Annotated in this window: 11 protein-coding genes; 4 read left to right on the forward strand and 7 right to left on the reverse strand. The window is 63.2% G+C overall.

Annotation, left to right across the window (positions count from 1 at the left end):
* Window positions 1–12: 12 nt before the first annotated feature.
* Entirely contained in the window at window positions 13–2583 is a 2571-nt protein-coding gene (locus ACH2CY_RS07870; RefSeq protein ID WP_395017897.1) for a PAS domain S-box protein, read from the reverse strand.
* Between the two features lie 103 nt (window positions 2584–2686).
* On the opposite strand from ACH2CY_RS07870, the gene ACH2CY_RS07875 reads away from it, so the two are divergent.
* The 3 genes from ACH2CY_RS07875 to ACH2CY_RS07885 all read left to right on the forward strand — a co-directional run bounded on the left by ACH2CY_RS07875 (window position 2687) and on the right by ACH2CY_RS07885 (window position 5520).
* Window positions 2687–3646, forward strand: a complete 960-nt coding sequence (locus tag ACH2CY_RS07875) for an EamA family transporter (protein WP_395017899.1) — start codon at window positions 2687–2689, stop codon at window positions 3644–3646.
* A 284-nt stretch (window positions 3647–3930) separates the two neighbouring features.
* Window positions 3931–4431 carry a response regulator gene (locus ACH2CY_RS07880; RefSeq protein ID WP_395017901.1) on the forward strand — a complete coding sequence of 167 codons (501 nt, stop codon included), beginning with the start codon at window positions 3931–3933 and terminating at the stop codon, window positions 4429–4431.
* Between the two features lie 228 nt (window positions 4432–4659).
* The gene (locus ACH2CY_RS07885; protein ID WP_395017903.1) at window positions 4660–5520 is read left to right on the forward strand and encodes a formate/nitrite transporter family protein; all 861 of its coding nucleotides are present in this window, start codon (window positions 4660–4662) and stop codon (window positions 5518–5520) included.
* 175 nt (window positions 5521–5695) lie between these two features.
* On the opposite strand, the gene ACH2CY_RS07890 is transcribed toward ACH2CY_RS07885, so the two are convergent.
* Genes ACH2CY_RS07890 through ACH2CY_RS07910 form a run of 5 tightly spaced genes read right to left on the reverse strand, consistent with a single transcriptional unit; the run spans window position 5696 to window position 13120 of the window.
* Window positions 5696–5899, reverse strand: coding sequence for a hypothetical protein (locus tag ACH2CY_RS07890; RefSeq protein ID WP_395017905.1), 204 nt, complete (start codon window positions 5897–5899; stop codon window positions 5696–5698).
* Window positions 5900–5907: 8 nt separating this feature from the next.
* Window positions 5908–6669, reverse strand: coding sequence for a M48 family metallopeptidase (locus tag ACH2CY_RS07895; protein ID WP_395017908.1), 762 nt, complete (start codon window positions 6667–6669; stop codon window positions 5908–5910).
* Entirely contained in the window at window positions 6641–9811 is a 3171-nt protein-coding gene (locus ACH2CY_RS07900) for a type I restriction endonuclease subunit R (RefSeq protein ID WP_395017910.1), read from the reverse strand. Before ACH2CY_RS07900 ends, ACH2CY_RS07895 begins: the two co-directional genes overlap by 29 nt.
* Complete coding sequence (locus tag ACH2CY_RS07905) at window positions 9808–11124, reverse strand: restriction endonuclease subunit S (RefSeq protein WP_395017912.1); 1317 nt, start codon at window positions 11122–11124, stop codon at window positions 9808–9810. Before ACH2CY_RS07905 ends, ACH2CY_RS07900 begins: the two co-directional genes overlap by 4 nt.
* The gene (locus ACH2CY_RS07910; RefSeq protein ID WP_395017915.1) at window positions 11111–13120 is read right to left on the reverse strand and encodes an N-6 DNA methylase; all 2010 of its coding nucleotides are present in this window, start codon (window positions 13118–13120) and stop codon (window positions 11111–11113) included. The genes ACH2CY_RS07905 and ACH2CY_RS07910 overlap by 14 nt, the downstream gene beginning before the upstream one ends.
* A 381-nt stretch (window positions 13121–13501) precedes the next feature.
* Here ACH2CY_RS07910 and ACH2CY_RS07915 point away from each other — a divergent pair, with 381 nt between their 5' ends.
* On the forward strand, window positions 13502–14359 hold the full coding sequence (locus ACH2CY_RS07915) for an EAL domain-containing protein (RefSeq protein WP_395017918.1): 858 nt from the start codon (window positions 13502–13504) through the stop codon (window positions 14357–14359).
* 74 nt (window positions 14360–14433) lie between these two features.
* Here the strand turns inward: ACH2CY_RS07915 and ACH2CY_RS07920 are convergent, their stop codons facing one another.
* On the reverse strand, window positions 14434–14862 hold the full coding sequence (locus tag ACH2CY_RS07920; RefSeq protein ID WP_395017920.1) for a hypothetical protein: 429 nt from the start codon (window positions 14860–14862) through the stop codon (window positions 14434–14436).
* Between the last annotated feature and the right edge of the window lie 67 nt (window positions 14863–14929).

Genomic DNA, 14929 nt, shown 5'->3' on the forward strand with positions numbered 1-14929 from the left:
CACTACCTCGACCTAATGCACCCGCGCCTCGCGCGCGGTGCCGAGCGCGCGCTCCAAAGTCGCCAGCAGCAGGTCCTTGTCCACCGGCTTCCGGATCAGCGCCAAGGCGCCGGCCTCGCGCAAGGCGGCGTCGGTCAGATTCTCGCTGAACGCCGAACAGATCAGGCAGGGCAGGTCCGGCCGCACCGCCTTCACCACGGCCAGCAATTCCAGCCCGCTCATCTCCGGCATGTTCTGGTCGGTGATCAGCGCGTCCCAGGTCGCCGGCAGCTCGCGGAAATCCTCCAGCGCCTCCTTGGCGCGGGTGTAAGGCACCACCTCGAAGCCGAGCCGCTCCAGCAACAGGTGCATCATGTCGCAGAAATCGGCGTCGTCATCGACCAGCAGGATGCGCCGCCGCGAGCGTGCCGCCGCCGGCAGCGCCGCCGGCCCCCCTGCAATCGATCCTGGCCGCGGGATCGCGATCTCGATCCGCGGCAGCACGATCTCGATCGACGTGCCGTCGCCCTCGCGGCTCTGCGCGATCAGCGCCGCGCCATGCGCCAGCACGATGCCGCGCACCACCGCCAGCCCCAGCCCGGTGCCCTGGCCCTTCTCCTTGGTGGTGAAGAAGGGCGTGAAGGCCTGCTGCAGCAGCGCCGCATCCATGCCGAAGCCGGTGTCGCTGACGATCAGCGAGACCTGCGACGCCGCCGGATCGCAGCTGCCGGCGACCGCGCAGGCCCAGCCATCCGCGTCGGTCCAGACCGTAACCGCGTCGCTCCCGTTCGAATCCTGGAGCTTCACCGCGGTCTCGGCGCTCAAACGCGTGCGCCGGATCCGCACTGTCACGCTGCCCGGCCGGCCCCTCAGCGCGTCCTGCGCGTTGATGCAGAGGTTCAAGAGCAGCTGGCCCAATTGATCGCGGTCCGCCTCGACCACCGCGTCGGGATCGGCGTTCTCGCAGCGGAAGTCGACCGAGGGCACGGCGCTGGCGAACATCAGTTCCTCGATCTCGCCCAGGAGCTCCGAGAGATGGAAGCGCCGCCGCGTCATCCGCGTCCTTCGGGTGAAGGTCAGGATCTGCTCGACCAGCGCCCGGCCGCGCCGCCCCGCGGTCAGGATCCGCTGCGCGTAGCGCCCCGCCGAGGAATTCGCCGGGTGATCGCCCTTCGAATCCAAAGCCGCGTCCTCGACGATGAACTGCGCATAGCCGAGGATGGCGCCGAGGAAATTGTTGAAGTCATGGGCGACGCCGCCGGCGAACTGGCCGAGCGCTTCCAGCTTCTTCGATTCCTGGCTCTGGGCCTCGCGCCGCAGCCGCTCCTCCTCGTGCCGCCGCCGCTCGGTCACGTCGGCGATCGAGCCGATCATGCCGGAGAAGGCGCCGCTCGCGTCGAAGCGCGGCACCGCTTCCACCATCACCCAGAACTCGGTGCCGTCCAGCCGGCACAGCCGGTGCTCGCTGCGGAAGCTCTCGCGCGCCTGGATCGCGGCGCGCCAGCGCGCGTGCAGCGCGGCGCGGTCCTCCGGATGCACCGCGGCGATCCAGCCTTCGCCCAGGGTCTGGCTGCGCGAGAGCCCGGTCATCTCGACCCAGACGCCGTTCGAATAGGTGTTGCCGCCCTCGGCATCGCTCTCGAAGATCGCGACCGGCAGCGCCTCGACCAGCTCGCGATAGCGCCGCTCGCTCACCGCCAGTCCCATGGTCTTGGCCGCCACCTGGCGCCGCAGGCTGCGGTTCCAGGTCACCAGCAGCAGCGCGCCGATCGCCGCCGCCGCCAGCATCCAGGCCAGGAAGCGCAAAGCCGGGTTATCCCACAGCGATTCCACCGGCCGCCCGATCCACTTCTCCTCGATCGCCGCGCGCTCGGCCGGCCGGATCAGGGTGAAGCCGGCGGCGATGAAGTCGCGCAAAGCGGTGTCTTCCTTCCTGACCGCCCAGACCGCGGGCTTGGCGAACAAGGTCGCGGTCAGCTTGAACTCGCCCTGCAGGTTGAGCTTGTAGAGCCGGCGGATGCCGGCGGCGCGGCCGCTGCAGAACACGTTGTTCTCGCCCCTGGCCGCCGCGGCGAACAGCTTATCCCAGTCGCCGTAGTCCTTCAGCTTGGTGACGCCGTGCTCCTGCAGGAAGTCGGTGCAGCTGCCTTTGCCGACCACGCCCACGGTGAATCCGTCCAGGCTCTCGACCCCGGTGATGCCGCTGATCGCCTTGTCGAAGAAGATCACCATCTCGACCTCGACCGGCGGCACCGGCGCGATCAGGTAGCTGGCGTTGCGCGTATCGGTGCCGACCAGGTAGCCGGCGACATCGACCTTCCCGGAATCCAGCACCACCAGCCGCTGCGAGCGCTCGACCGCGACATAGTCGACCGCGACCCCGGTGCGCTGCGACCAGAGATCCCAGAGATCGCGCATGATCCCCTGCGCCGGACCGTTCTCCGGCCGGAAGGAATAGGGCGCGTAGTTGTCGTCGAGTGCCACGGTCAGCGTCTTCGGCGGCAGGAAATCCGCCGCGGCGGAAAACGGCGCGAGCAGCGCCGCGCCCGCGGCCATCGCCCGCAGCGCCTTCCAGATCCGCCTTGCAGTAGCGCAACCCGGCATTGTCCCCGTCCTCGCCGTCCGCCGCCGGATTCTACCGCGAAGCCGCCCGGTTGACCAAGGGCGCTGCGGAGGGGTTCAATCGGAAGGCGCAAGGGGAGAAAATATGCACGCCGTCCTCACCCAACCGAGCCCCGGCCTGGGACCGAAATCCGATCCCGCGCCGGCGCCGCCCGCCGCGCCCGACGCCATGGGCATCGCCGGCGGCTTTGCCAGGCTGCCGCCGACCGCCGTCATGTTGCTGGCGATCGTCTGCGTGCAGCTGGGCTCGGCCCTGGCGACGGTGCTGTTCTCCCGCCTCGGCCCGATCGGCACCGCCTTCGCGAGCGCGCTCTTCTCCGCCGTCGTGCTGATCCTGATGAGTCGGCCGCGTGCCTTGTTCCTGCACAGCGGGACACTCATCCGCCGCCATGGGCGGTTGGTCCTCGCCTTCGGCATCGTCGATGTGGCGATGGTGCTGCCCTTCTTCCTGGCGCTGGAGCGGATCCCCCTCGGCATCGCCGCGACCGTCGCCTTCCTGGGGCCGCTCGGGCTTGCGGTCGCGACCTCGCGGCGGCTCATTCATTTCCTCTGGATCGGCATTGCCGCGCTCGGCGTCGCGCTGCTGACGCCGGACATCGGTGCCGAGCTCGACCCGCTCGGCCTCTTCTACGCGGCGATCGCGGCGCTGGCCTGGGCCGCCTTCGTGCCCCTCAGCAAGAAGACCGGCGCGATCTTCCCCGGCAACCAGGGCCTGGCGCTGGGCATGTCGGTCTCGGCGCTGCTGCTGCTGGCGCCGGCGCTGATGGAAGGCAGCATCGCCGCGGCCGGCGCGCTCGACCTCGCCGGCGCGCTCGGCGTCTCGCTGATCGGCGTGGTCTTGCCGCTGGTGCTGGAATTCCAGGCCCTGCAGCGGATGTCGGCCCGCACCTATGGCATCCTGGTGACCTTGGAGCCCGCCGTCGGCGCCCTGGTCGGCGTGATCTTTTTGAGCCAGCCCGCCGGCCCCCGCATGATCCTCGCCGTCGCCTGCGTCATGCTGGCGGCGCTCGGCGTCACCCTCTCGGATCGCCGGGAACCGCATTAGGCGGTTCCCGGCGAATCCCCCGAAGCTTCAGCGCAGGGGGACCGCCCGCTAGGGATATTCACGTACTTCCCGCACATTCCGCTGGACAGGGGATCAGGAAAAACCCCTAGGACCGGCAATTTTCATAATCTGTTCAGAAGTTGGGCCTATCCCTGTTCCTGCAGGCGCGCTGAACGACAAGAAGACTTGATCCTCGTCAATGAGTTTGGATCGCGCGCCGCCGAAGATCGGAGCCGGAAGCGGAACCGCCGCCCCGGCAGGGAAAGTCAGGAGAGGGCCAAGAAATGTCCCAGAAGATTGCAAAGACCGGCGCAGTGACCTGGAGCAGTCCCATCGACGCGTTGGAGCAGGCGGCCGCGGCCGTTGCCGACAAGCGTCCCAGCATCCTGGTGGTCGATGACGACCACGCCTTCTGCGAGACCATCGCGCGCTGCCTGGCGCAGCGCGGCTACGACGTGACCTGCGCCGACAGTGGCGAGGTGGCGGCGGTGGCGATCGGCGAGACCAAGCCCGACGTGATCGTGACCGACGTGCAGATGCCCGGCATGGACGGCATCGACCTGATGAACTGGCTCAGGGACAACGGCCTCGACATCCCGGTGATCGTGATCTCCGGCGAGCATATCGACGAAGGCGAGTTCGGCGAGAAGACCGTGGACTGCGAAACCGGCATGGCCGCGGCGGTCAACATGGGCGCCGTCAGCGTCCTCCACAAACCCTTCGGCCGGGCACTCCTGGAAGACTCGGTCGCGAGGGCACTGACCTACGGCATTACACTTCATTGACCTGTCTACCGAAGCCTCGGCGTAGGTAGATCCGCTTCACATTCCCTTTGATCCGCCGCAAGGCGCCGCGTCCCTCCAGTTCTGCTATAACCCGCACTGCCCCCGTTAGATTCCCCTCCCCCGTAATGGGGGAGGGCGGGGGAGGGGGCGCGCCTTCCGGGCGCGCAACAGCGTCCACCGAAGCCTTGGCGTAGGTGGATCAAAGACTCAAGACGCGCGAGGACGGCCGTGACGCAATCGGAAGAAACGCCACCCACCCTCGACGCCCGCCTGCCGCCGGAGATGGCGGCGCGCGCCGAGGCGGCCGGCGTCGCCAAGGCCGCGCTCGACCCTTTGCGCCTGCTGGCCTTGGCGGTGCTGGCCGGCGCCTTCATCGCCTTCGGCGCGATCTTCTCGACCGTGGTCGCGGCGGACAGCGCGGGCACGCTCCCGTTCGGCGTCGCGCGCCTGCTGATCGGCCTCAGCTTCAGCCTCGGCCTGGTCCTGGTGGTGGTGGGTGGCGCCGAGCTCTTCACCGGCGACGTCCTGATGGTGATGGCCTGGGCCGGCGGCAAGCTCGGCCTCGCCCGCATGCTGAAAGCCTGGGCGATCGTCTATGCCGGCAACCTGGGCGGCGCGGTCGGCACCGCGATCCTGGTCTTCCTCGCCGGCCATCACGAATACGGCGCCGGCAAGATCGGCCTCGCCGCGCTCGCCATCGCCAGCACCAAATCCGCCGAGCCCTTCTTCCAGGCGATGCTGCTGGGCGTGCTCGGCAACGTGCTGGTCTGCATGGCGGTCTGGGCCTGCTTCGCGGCGCGGAGTGCGGCCGACAAGGTGCTGGTGATCGTGCTGCCGATTGCCGCCTTCGTCGCCGCCGGCTTCGAGCACTCGGTCGCCAACATGTATTTCCTCCCGATGGCGCTGCTGATCCACGACTTCGCCGGAGCCGGCTTCTGGCAGCAGGTCGCCAAGCTCCCGACCGACTACCCCGCCCTCACCGCCGCGAACGCGCTCGCCAATCTCGCCGCGGTGACCATCGGCAACCTGATCGGCGGCGGCGCGTTGGTCGCCGGCATGTACTGGTTCATATATTTAAGACGGGCGTAGCCCGTCGCGAGGTCCCCCTTCCCCCAAGATGGGGGAAGGGTTGGGGTAGGGGGTTGACGCGCGCGTCAGCGCGCCAACAAAGAATCCCCTCGCCCCTTGCGGGAGAGGGCTAGGGTGAGGGGTAGCGCGCGCGGCCACGCGCGCCAACCAAGGCTCTCTGGGCTACCGCCCTAGATCACCGCAGCATATTCAACGCCGCCGCCCGCTCCGCGGGCTTGAGCTTCTTGAACAGCGTATGCGCGCGTTTGACATCCGCCTTATCCCCGCTCTCCGCAGCCTTCTTCAGCGCGACGGTGCAATCATGCTCCGCCCCGCAGATAAACGAGAGCGCGGAGGCGAGCTTCGCCATCATCGCGGGATCGAGGGTGGGTTCGGGCATTTGAGATCTCAAGGGCGATTGTTTAGGGTTGCAGTAAGCTGGTCGGCGTTCGCAACGAGCCATTGTCTGGCGCGGTCCGAGTTCTGGCAGAGACTTTGAACAGTCAGCCAAAATCGCTTCGAGTGATCTGGGATGGCTAAGTGCACCATCTCATGTGTGACGATGTAACGAAGCACATAATCCGGCGCCATGATGAGTCGCCAGTTGAATGAAAGATTGCCCAGCGCCGAGCAGTTTCCCCATTTGGTGCGCTGTCCCATCACATAGACGCGATTCGGAGTACGCCTCACGCGCTCACCAACGTCCGGGATGATCTGGCGGATACGCTGACGCGCCTGCTTGCGCAACCAGTTCTCTAGCGACCGGTCCGTACTGGTCCGGCTCTCTTGCTTGCAGGTAATTGTGATTACTCCGCCATCGAGCGAAACTTTGTTCGGCCCGCGCCACTGCGCTGAATGCAACACGCGCACGTCGACCAGCTCGCCTCTAAGCCATATCTGTCCCTTAGTCCGTATTTGCGGGCGACGTGCCGCTTGCAGTTTGCGAGTGCGAGCAAGCTGCTCGGCCACCCACGCCTGATTGCTTGCAACAAACGCGGCGGCCTCTCCACCATCCCTTCCATCGGGTAGCACGACAACCACGCCATCCGGACCGACTTTGATCCGCAGTCTTTTAGCTGCTGAAGAGCGCACGAGTCGCCATTCGATCACTTGGTCATCGAGCACGAGGTGCCCCGACACTTTAGCTCCGATCGCTTGAGTCAGCGCCATCGCTGTTCACCAATTCAGTCACTGCAGGCGTCAGGAATGAGGGATGAACATCATTCGCATCGAAGCCTAAACGAGAATACGCTGCGTTCCAAGATTCGGTCAGCAGCGACTGCTCCACGCGCATCCTGCCGCCCTTGGAGTTACTCCATCCAGGCGGCAACAGATTGTTTTCGTGCAAATGGGCGATCATGCGCCTCGCACAATCGGCGAGATAGGTCTCGTCCTTGTCGACGGAGTACTCGCGCAGCACGGTGAAAAGGCCATATTCTCCCGGCTGTGTCAGACCCACGCGACTCGGTTCCTCATCGACCTTCGCTTTCTCGTCAGCGATGGCTTGCAGCTCCCTTAGCCGTTTTTCGGCAGCTTTATCGGCGGTGTCCTTTTGCGTCTTAAGGCGCGCCAGCCTCTCGCCGAGCTGGCGATAAGTGAAGCCCGCATCGTCCTCGGACAGTTCGGCAGTCAGGATGGCTTCCAATGCAGCGGCCTTGTCCGCCGGACTTGGCAGGTCTTCGAGTTTTGCGACGTAATCCTTGTCGATCTTGAACACCGGCAGTGAATCGACCAAGTCCATGAACGTGGTGTTTTGCTCGATCAGTTCCCTGGTCTTGGCCGAAAGCTCGCCGAAGGTGCCTCGTTGTGCCGCGCCGCGCTGGCGGCGGCGATGTGCAATGTAAACACTGCAGAGCCAATTGTAGACGTACCGGTGTTCATAGAGGATTGGGTCGGGCGACACCGCTTCCCAAAGCCGCTCGAGACTCTTGAAGTTGTGTTCAAATATCTTGGCTGCATCGGGATCCTTGATGGCTCGTAACGCCGCGAGCAGGCATTCACGCGTATCGGCAATAGTGATGCCCTTAAAGCTCTCCATGCAGCGCGCCACCTCGCCGGGAACGGTGGCCTTTAGTTTTTCCCAGTCGATCAGCGCTTCTTCGCGGATGTTCTCATCGAAGTTCAACGCCTTCTCGAGATTGCTAAAGACCCCGAAGTAGTCGACGACCACGCCGGTGCGCTTGTTCATCGCCGGCAGTGGGCGATTGGTGCGCGCGATTGCCTGCAATAGATTGTGGTCGCGCAACGGCTTGTCCAGATACATCACCTGCTCAACCGGCGCATCGAAGCCGGTCAACAACCGGTCGCAAACGATTAGGATCTTAAGCGGTGGGCGCCATTTGCTGTGATGTTCGCCGAATGCTTCGCGGTTCCAGCTCTCCCACTGCTGCGGCGTCAACTTGAAGTAGTCGATCAGATCATCCTGCTTCTGCTTGCCGTAATGAAAGCGCGCCAGGTCTTCGTCGTCGTTCTGGCCTTCTGAGATGATGACATCGCACCACTCTGGCGGCAGGCCTCTGGCCTTCAGCTTGGCGTCCAGGGCATCCTTGAAGCGGGCGCATGCGGTACGATCCACGCCCACCAATTGCGCCTTGAAGCCGCTGGGGTCGGGGTATGCCAAAAAGTGTGCCAACATCTTCTCGACTACAATCTCCACGCGGTCGGGGTGACGCGCAAGTTCCTTCCACTGCGATCGTTGGCGCTGGATCAGGTCTTTGGCTTCCTCGTCCTCCACCTCCATTTCCGCGCACATCTGCTCGAAACTCACGTCCAACGTCTTCTGGTCGACGATGAAGGGGACGCGATCACGCTGGTAATGCACCTCAAGCGTCGCGCCATCCTTGATCGCGCGTTTGATCCCGTAGTAGCTGAGGTAGCGCTCTTGCTGGCCGGCGATCGTCGGCCCGAAGTCCCGATGGGTATTGACCATCGCACGGTCGATGGGCGTGCCGGTGAAGCCAAAACGGAATGCGTTTGGTAGCTTCACCCGCATCGTCATCGCGTGGCTGTCAGCAGTGCCTCCCTTCTGCGAACGATGTGCTTCGTCCACAAGCGTGACAATATTGTCCTCCGGCAGAGGCTCAAGGTCGCCCATCCTCTGGAACGATTGCAGCGTCGTTACCAACGTGCCGCGCCAATGCTGCCTCAACTTACTTTTGAGGTCCTCCACGCCCAACGCCTTTTCAACGTTGGGGTAGTCGCAAGCCTCGAAGTCGTCGGAGATCTGCGTCTTCAAATCCCGTCGATCCACGACGATCAAAACGGTGGGGTTCTTCATCGCCGCTTGTCGCCGCAGCTTGTAAGCCGCGAACAGCATGGTCAGTGACTTGCCCGACCCCTGCGTATGCCAGATGAGCCCCGTGCGATCCTGGGGGCTCGCAGGCTTGCCGATCAGGCCCAGCGCGCGATCGACCATGTCATTGACCGCCTCGAACTGGTTGTAGCGCGCCACCTTCTTGATGGTCTTACCTTTTTTCGTCTCGAATGCCACGAAGTGCTGCAGAAGATCCAGCACGTGTGCGGGCTTGAGCCGTAAGAGGCCCTTGACCGGAATCTCCAGCGGGTCGTCGGGGTTGTCCGCTTCGGCTTCGTTCCACCAGCCCTTGCGCTCCGGGTAGCGTGACAGCCATGGCCCCCAAGTGTCGAGGTGACGTTCGATCTCTTCCTTCTTGGCTTCCGAGGCCAACACGGTGCCAAAGCGGAAAGCATCCTCGTCGGCGGCCACGCAGAAGACGTTGGGCGCCAGCATCAGCGGTGCCTGGCGCTGATAGCGATGCAACTGATGAACGGCCTCAGTCCAGTCCTTGCCGCTGCTGAGATAGCTCTTGTATTCGGCGATCACCAGCGGGATGCCGTTGACCAACAGGACGGTGTCGTCGCGGCACTGCTTTACGCCTTGAACGCGGTACTGATTGGTGGCGGTGAAGTCGTTGAGATTCTGTTTGTCCGGATCGAACTCGATGAAGCGCACCGTGCGTGCGCCTTCGCCTGGTGTCAGCTCCACCTTCGCGCCATCGCGCAGCCGATCGAGAGTCTCGCGGTTGGCAGTGAGCTTATCCGGTGCATCCATCGTGGTTCGCAATGCCTTCACCGCCAACCGCGCCTGTTCAGGTGTGGCGACGTGTGGATTAATGCGCTGGATAGCTGCGACCAGTAGCTCCTCCACCAGCGGGTCTTCTCGTGGCCGATTGAAGGCAGCCATCGCGGCCTCGTCGCGGTAGGTCCAGCCAAGCCCGGGGTCACCAGGCGTGGCGCTGCCGAGGCCTGAAAGCCATTGAAGGATGGGCAGTTCGACGTACCCGGCTTCGCTCATCCGCGAGCTTCCTTCTCTAACGACGCGGGGTCGACTCGGACGGTACCAGTGAGAAGGTCGTGCGCCAGTGATCTTTTCAGTTGCTCCAGTGCAGCAATGACCGGCAAGTAGCAACGGCTCCGCAAATCAGCATTTTCTAAAATGCAGCTGATCTCGCGCTGCTCGTCCAGGCCAGTATTGCCAGATGGCACGGGTATGAGCACTTTGCCGAGATTCTTGGCATTAATGTTGACTTGCTGGACGCCCGGCGTGGCATAACGCTTGATGCGGCATTGGGCGCTATACGAATTGAGTAACTGGCCGAGATAGTAGTTGTCGATCCTCTTCGGATCCACGTGTAACCGAATGAGATAAGAAGCGAAGACCGCAGGGTCGTCGCGACGATAGATGCCGATCTTGCCAACATGTTCTTGAGAATTTGTACGATTGAACAGCACGTCCCCGCGCTTGAGCAAATAGCGATCAAGAGTGGTGTGGGAAAGCGTGACGTACTTCAAATCATCCATCACGACATCGCCATGCTGGATGTTGCCCATGCGAAGAATAGGTGTTTCACCTCTTAGGTACATGGGCAAAGATAAGCCGTACTCGAAGTTGCGGACTGCCGCACTTATGGCCATCACCTCCCAAGACGTGGGAATAGGCCCAATACGCGACTTTTTTTGCGCCTCACGTCGGGTTCCGCGGCTGAACAGTTCTTGGGCTAGAGCCCGCTTGACTTCGATCGCTCGCGCGTAGGCCTCTCTCGCATTGTCAATCGCTGCGTCCGCTGCTGACAGGATGCCGACGATGGCGCGCTGCTCGTCTTCCCTAGGGAATGCAATCGCCATCTTTCTAAAGAACGTATGGCTTAGGTTGCTCAGTCCGGTAGAACCCTCTGACGATGCACTCAGGTAAGATTGAACCTCCTCGGTCCGTAGCCATCGGTAGAAGAACTGAGGGACGATGCCGCTATCCACATTTGGCTTTGCGGCGATGAGAAAAGACGCAAAGAGGAACTCCGCGTCTTGTTCCACGAGAACACAGTTGCCGATGCGCCCTCGGTTACCATTCGAGCCGACCATGATCGACCAGTTTTTTTTGACTTTCTTTTGCTCAATGGCTTTTGGCTTCAATCCCGATAGCCACAATAGTTTATTTGACTCTAGACGCTCCTGAACATTGCTAATGCCAATAACAGGAACGGCTCCATCATAAGGCTTGTTATGCTCCTGATCTTTTGACCAAGACACGCCGCGCTTGATCTCGACTGCGCTGCCGACCACGGCAGTACGCCAGTCGCTGGGATGTGGGAGAGCATCAGTTGGCCTCATAGCCTGCGTTCCTCAGGAATTGCATCAAAGTGCCTTCCGCTGAAGCCAGTTTTGCTCCAGCATCTCGCAATGCTTTTATCGCGCCCTTGACTTCCAATCTTGGCTCTGGCTCGAAGGTATCCACGTAGCGAGGGATGTTAAGGTTAAACTCGTTCTCCTCGATTTCATTGATGCTGACTACGCGCGCGTGTTTGATTAGCTCATCGGCATTGCCGTATAGGGCGCCGAGCTCCTTGCCTACGGCGTCCACGTCATTCCTGTCATCCGCTGCCCGACGGCGCGCTTCGGTCATCTTCTCATCCCGCTCAGCAACCTTGGCAGCTGCCTTGTCGCTGTGACTTTTTAGTTTCGTAAGCGCAGCCTGGGCCTTATCGCGCGCCGTCTTTTCTGGGATCTTATCAAGCTCCGCTTGTCTTTCGGCCAGTTCTGTCTTCAGCTCGGCGAGCCGGTTGGCAGCGTCAGCGTACTCAGCTTCCAGCCGCTCGACCTCATCGTGCTCACGTGCATTGATTTGCTCGCGGATACGTTGGCTATGCTGCGCTACAAGCGCGGGCACTTTGGCTACATCCCCATAGGCCTGCACATGAACAAGGATGCGCATCACGTCTTGTGGGCGCAGTTCGTTCTGGTTGGAGAGCTCTCGGTAGTGACGCGCGGCATAGACGAGCAATACCTTGTCATGTCGGTCCTTCGGGCGTTGCTTGCGAAGGATCAGCAGGCAGGCTGGTACGCCCGCGCCATAGAACACGTTGAGTGGCAGCGAAATCACCGCGTCGATCACCCGCGACTGTAGCAGGGCGCGGCGGATTAGGTGCTCATCGTCCGCCTTGCGGCGTTTGAATATTGGATTGCCGTCGTCGTCGAACTCGCCGGTTTCTTCTTCCATCTCGGGCTGGCCGCGAAACAGCACACCTTGAGGGCATACAATGCCGGCCCGGCCCTCTTCGGTGAGCGAGGCGAGGATATGCAGGATGAAGGCGTAGTCGCCATAGCCCGCAGGTGGAGCTCGGAAGGGTGTCCCGCGCCCGAATCGGCCAAAGGCATCCTTGAAGCCTTCCTTGCCGAAAATCTCCTTTTTGAGCTTGTCTTTCTTCTTCTTGTCGTCCGTCTGCTGCTCAGGCCTGAGCCACCAGAACTCGTCAGAGAACGGGAAGTTGGCCAGCACCAGCGAAAACTTGCGCAGCTTTCCTGCGCCGTCCCTGAACGCTGGGTCGGTGATGGTGCTGGCGCCTGCGGCGATGGTGGCTTCCAAGCCGTGCAGCACGGAGTTGATCTTGCCGATCGCAGCATTGCCCCAGTTCATTTCCTGGGCGAAGTACTGGGCCAAGGTGGCATGGTGCCCGCGTTCGCGCAGGAAGTCCGCTGAGTGCACCAGCATGCCACCGCTGCCGCCAGTCGGATCATAGATTGTATCGCCGGGGCCGGGCTCGAGGATGCGGACCAAGGTATCCACCACCTCCGGAGGCGTGAAGAATTCGCCCGCTTTTGCGCCCGCGTCGTCGGCGAACTGCTTGATGAGGTATTCGTAGGCGCGCCCCAGAACGTCCGGCGGCACACTCGAATTGGAGAGATCATGCGCATTGAAGTGCTGGATCAGCGCGTGGACGACTTCGTTCGGGATTAGCGGCTTGCCACTGCCATCCGGCGCAGGTTGTGCCCAGTCGACTGTGAACACACCTTTGAGCTCGTCATTGGCATTGGCGACAGCCTTCATCGCGTTGGTGAGAGTCTCGCCCAAATTGGTCGAAGCGGCGAGGACATCCCCCCAGCGGCTGCCGTCCGGGATCGAAAAGCGGTGCTCACCTCTCGCTCGAAAGACGGCCCTCTGCGGAGCACTCAATTGCCGCCCTTGCTGCCGTTCTTGCTCGGCGATGGCCTCGTCCGTTTCGTCTTCCCACTGGTCGCAGAGTCTCTTATAGAACATGAGCGACAGGATGTAGTTCTTATAGTCCTGTCCTGCAGTCTTGCCGCGCAGGATGTTCGCCGCGCCCCACAAGTGGGCCTCGAGTTGTTGTTGGGTTAGTCTCACTAGCTTTCCCCGTCCCCGACGAGCATCGTGTCGCACAAGTGCATCGGCGGTATCTTCTTAACTTTTAAATGGCCTCCAACATCGGAGTCGGAGTTACCAGTTCTAGCATTGTATCTACCATTTCGCCTATGGACCGGCTTTGCCCGCTCAGATGCCCGCCATTAGTTTCGGCGTAGCGGTGGACCTTTGGTCTTATGGCCGGGCGCCACTCTGCTCCAGAGCTGAGTTGTCGAGGTATTCACTCCCGGCATTTACCTAAGATCCCACCGATCCCCTAACGGTCTATCAACGCTTCTTCGCTAAGCTCCGCGCCGAAGTTTTGCGCGCGATTTACCCGTTGGAATGGACATGGATTTGACACCCGAATTGCCCGGCTCTCTTTCGTCCTCCACCACCCCCGCGCCGGCGCCGGCCCTGCCCACCGGCTGCGCCAATTGCCGCGATGCCAAGCCGGCCTTTCCCTTCAGCATGGCGTTCCAGCCGGTGGTCGATGTCGAGCGCCGGGCGATCGATGCCTATGAGGCGCTGGTGCGCGGGCCGAACGGCGAGGGCGCCGGCGCGGTGCTGGCCCAGCTCACGCCGGAGAACCGCTACGCCTTCGACCAGGCCTGCCGGGTGAAGGCGATCGAGCTCGCCACCGCGCTCGGCTTCGGCGGCTTCGGCGAAGCGCGGCTCAACATCAACTTCCTGCCCAACGCGGTCTACGAGCCCGCGGCCTGCATCCGCCTCACCCTCGAGGCGGCGCGCCGCACCGGCTTCCCGCTCGACCGCCTCACCTTCGAGATCGTCGAGCAGGAGGAGCTCTCCAAGGAGCCGCACCTCAAACGCATCATCGAGGAATACAAGCGCCACGGCTTCAAGGTGGCGCTCGACGACTTCGCCACCGGCTATTCCGGCCTGGCGCGCCTTGCCGCCCTCCGCCCCGACATCGTCAAGCTGGACCGCATGATGGTGCAGGACGTCCACCAGGACCGCGTGCGCCTTGCCATCGTCGCCGCGGTGGTGGCGCTCTGCCGCGAGATCGACGTCAAGCTGGTGATCGAGGGCGTCGAGACCGCGGAGGAGGTTGCGGCCTTGCGCGGCGTCGGCGGCCGCTACATGCAGGGCTTCTATTTCGCCAAGCCCGCCTTTGAGGCGCTGCCCGGCCTGCCCGCGCTGCGCTGGCCGGCGCCATCCGACCTCGCTTGCGCCGGGGCCGCCGCTTAAACCCTCCGACGTGTCCGCCGAAGCCTCGGCGAAGGTGGAAGCGCAGCGCGCGAAGGAGGGCTGATCGCTGTTCGCTAGAGCATCTGCTTCGCGTAAGGCCCGATATCCGGGCAGATCTTATCGACCGCCTTCAGCACCTGCGCATTCCTGGCCGGCGCTTCCTTCTTCGAGATCGTGAACCACTTTTTCTGCAGCGCCGGGTCGTTGGGGGCGCGGCGGTCGAGGATGTCGGCGAGCTTGGCGGCGTCCGCCTCCGGGATGTCGGCGACGATCGCCTGGGCCAGGCATTTCGCCGTCCGCTTCTTGTCGAGCTTGGGCACCACGTCGCTCGCCTGCGCCTGCTCGGTCGTCATCAGCACCAGCCGGCCGGCCAGCCGCTCCTTGCCGGTGATCGCCAGCGCCGGCCCGCTCCAGGCGGCGAGCCCAACCCCCAGCAGCAGAGCCCCCGCCGCCAGGACCCGCGCCGCGCCCTTGCTCCGCTTCGATGGCTTCGCCCGATGCAAGATTCCGTCTCCCCAATAGCGCGACAAACCGCCCCGACTAACCGGTGCCGCCGCAGGCCCAGCCACA

It is taken from the genome of Dongia sp. (genome assembly GCF_041905885.1).
In the GTDB taxonomy this organism is placed as follows: Bacteria; Pseudomonadota; Alphaproteobacteria; order Dongiales; family Dongiaceae; genus Dongia.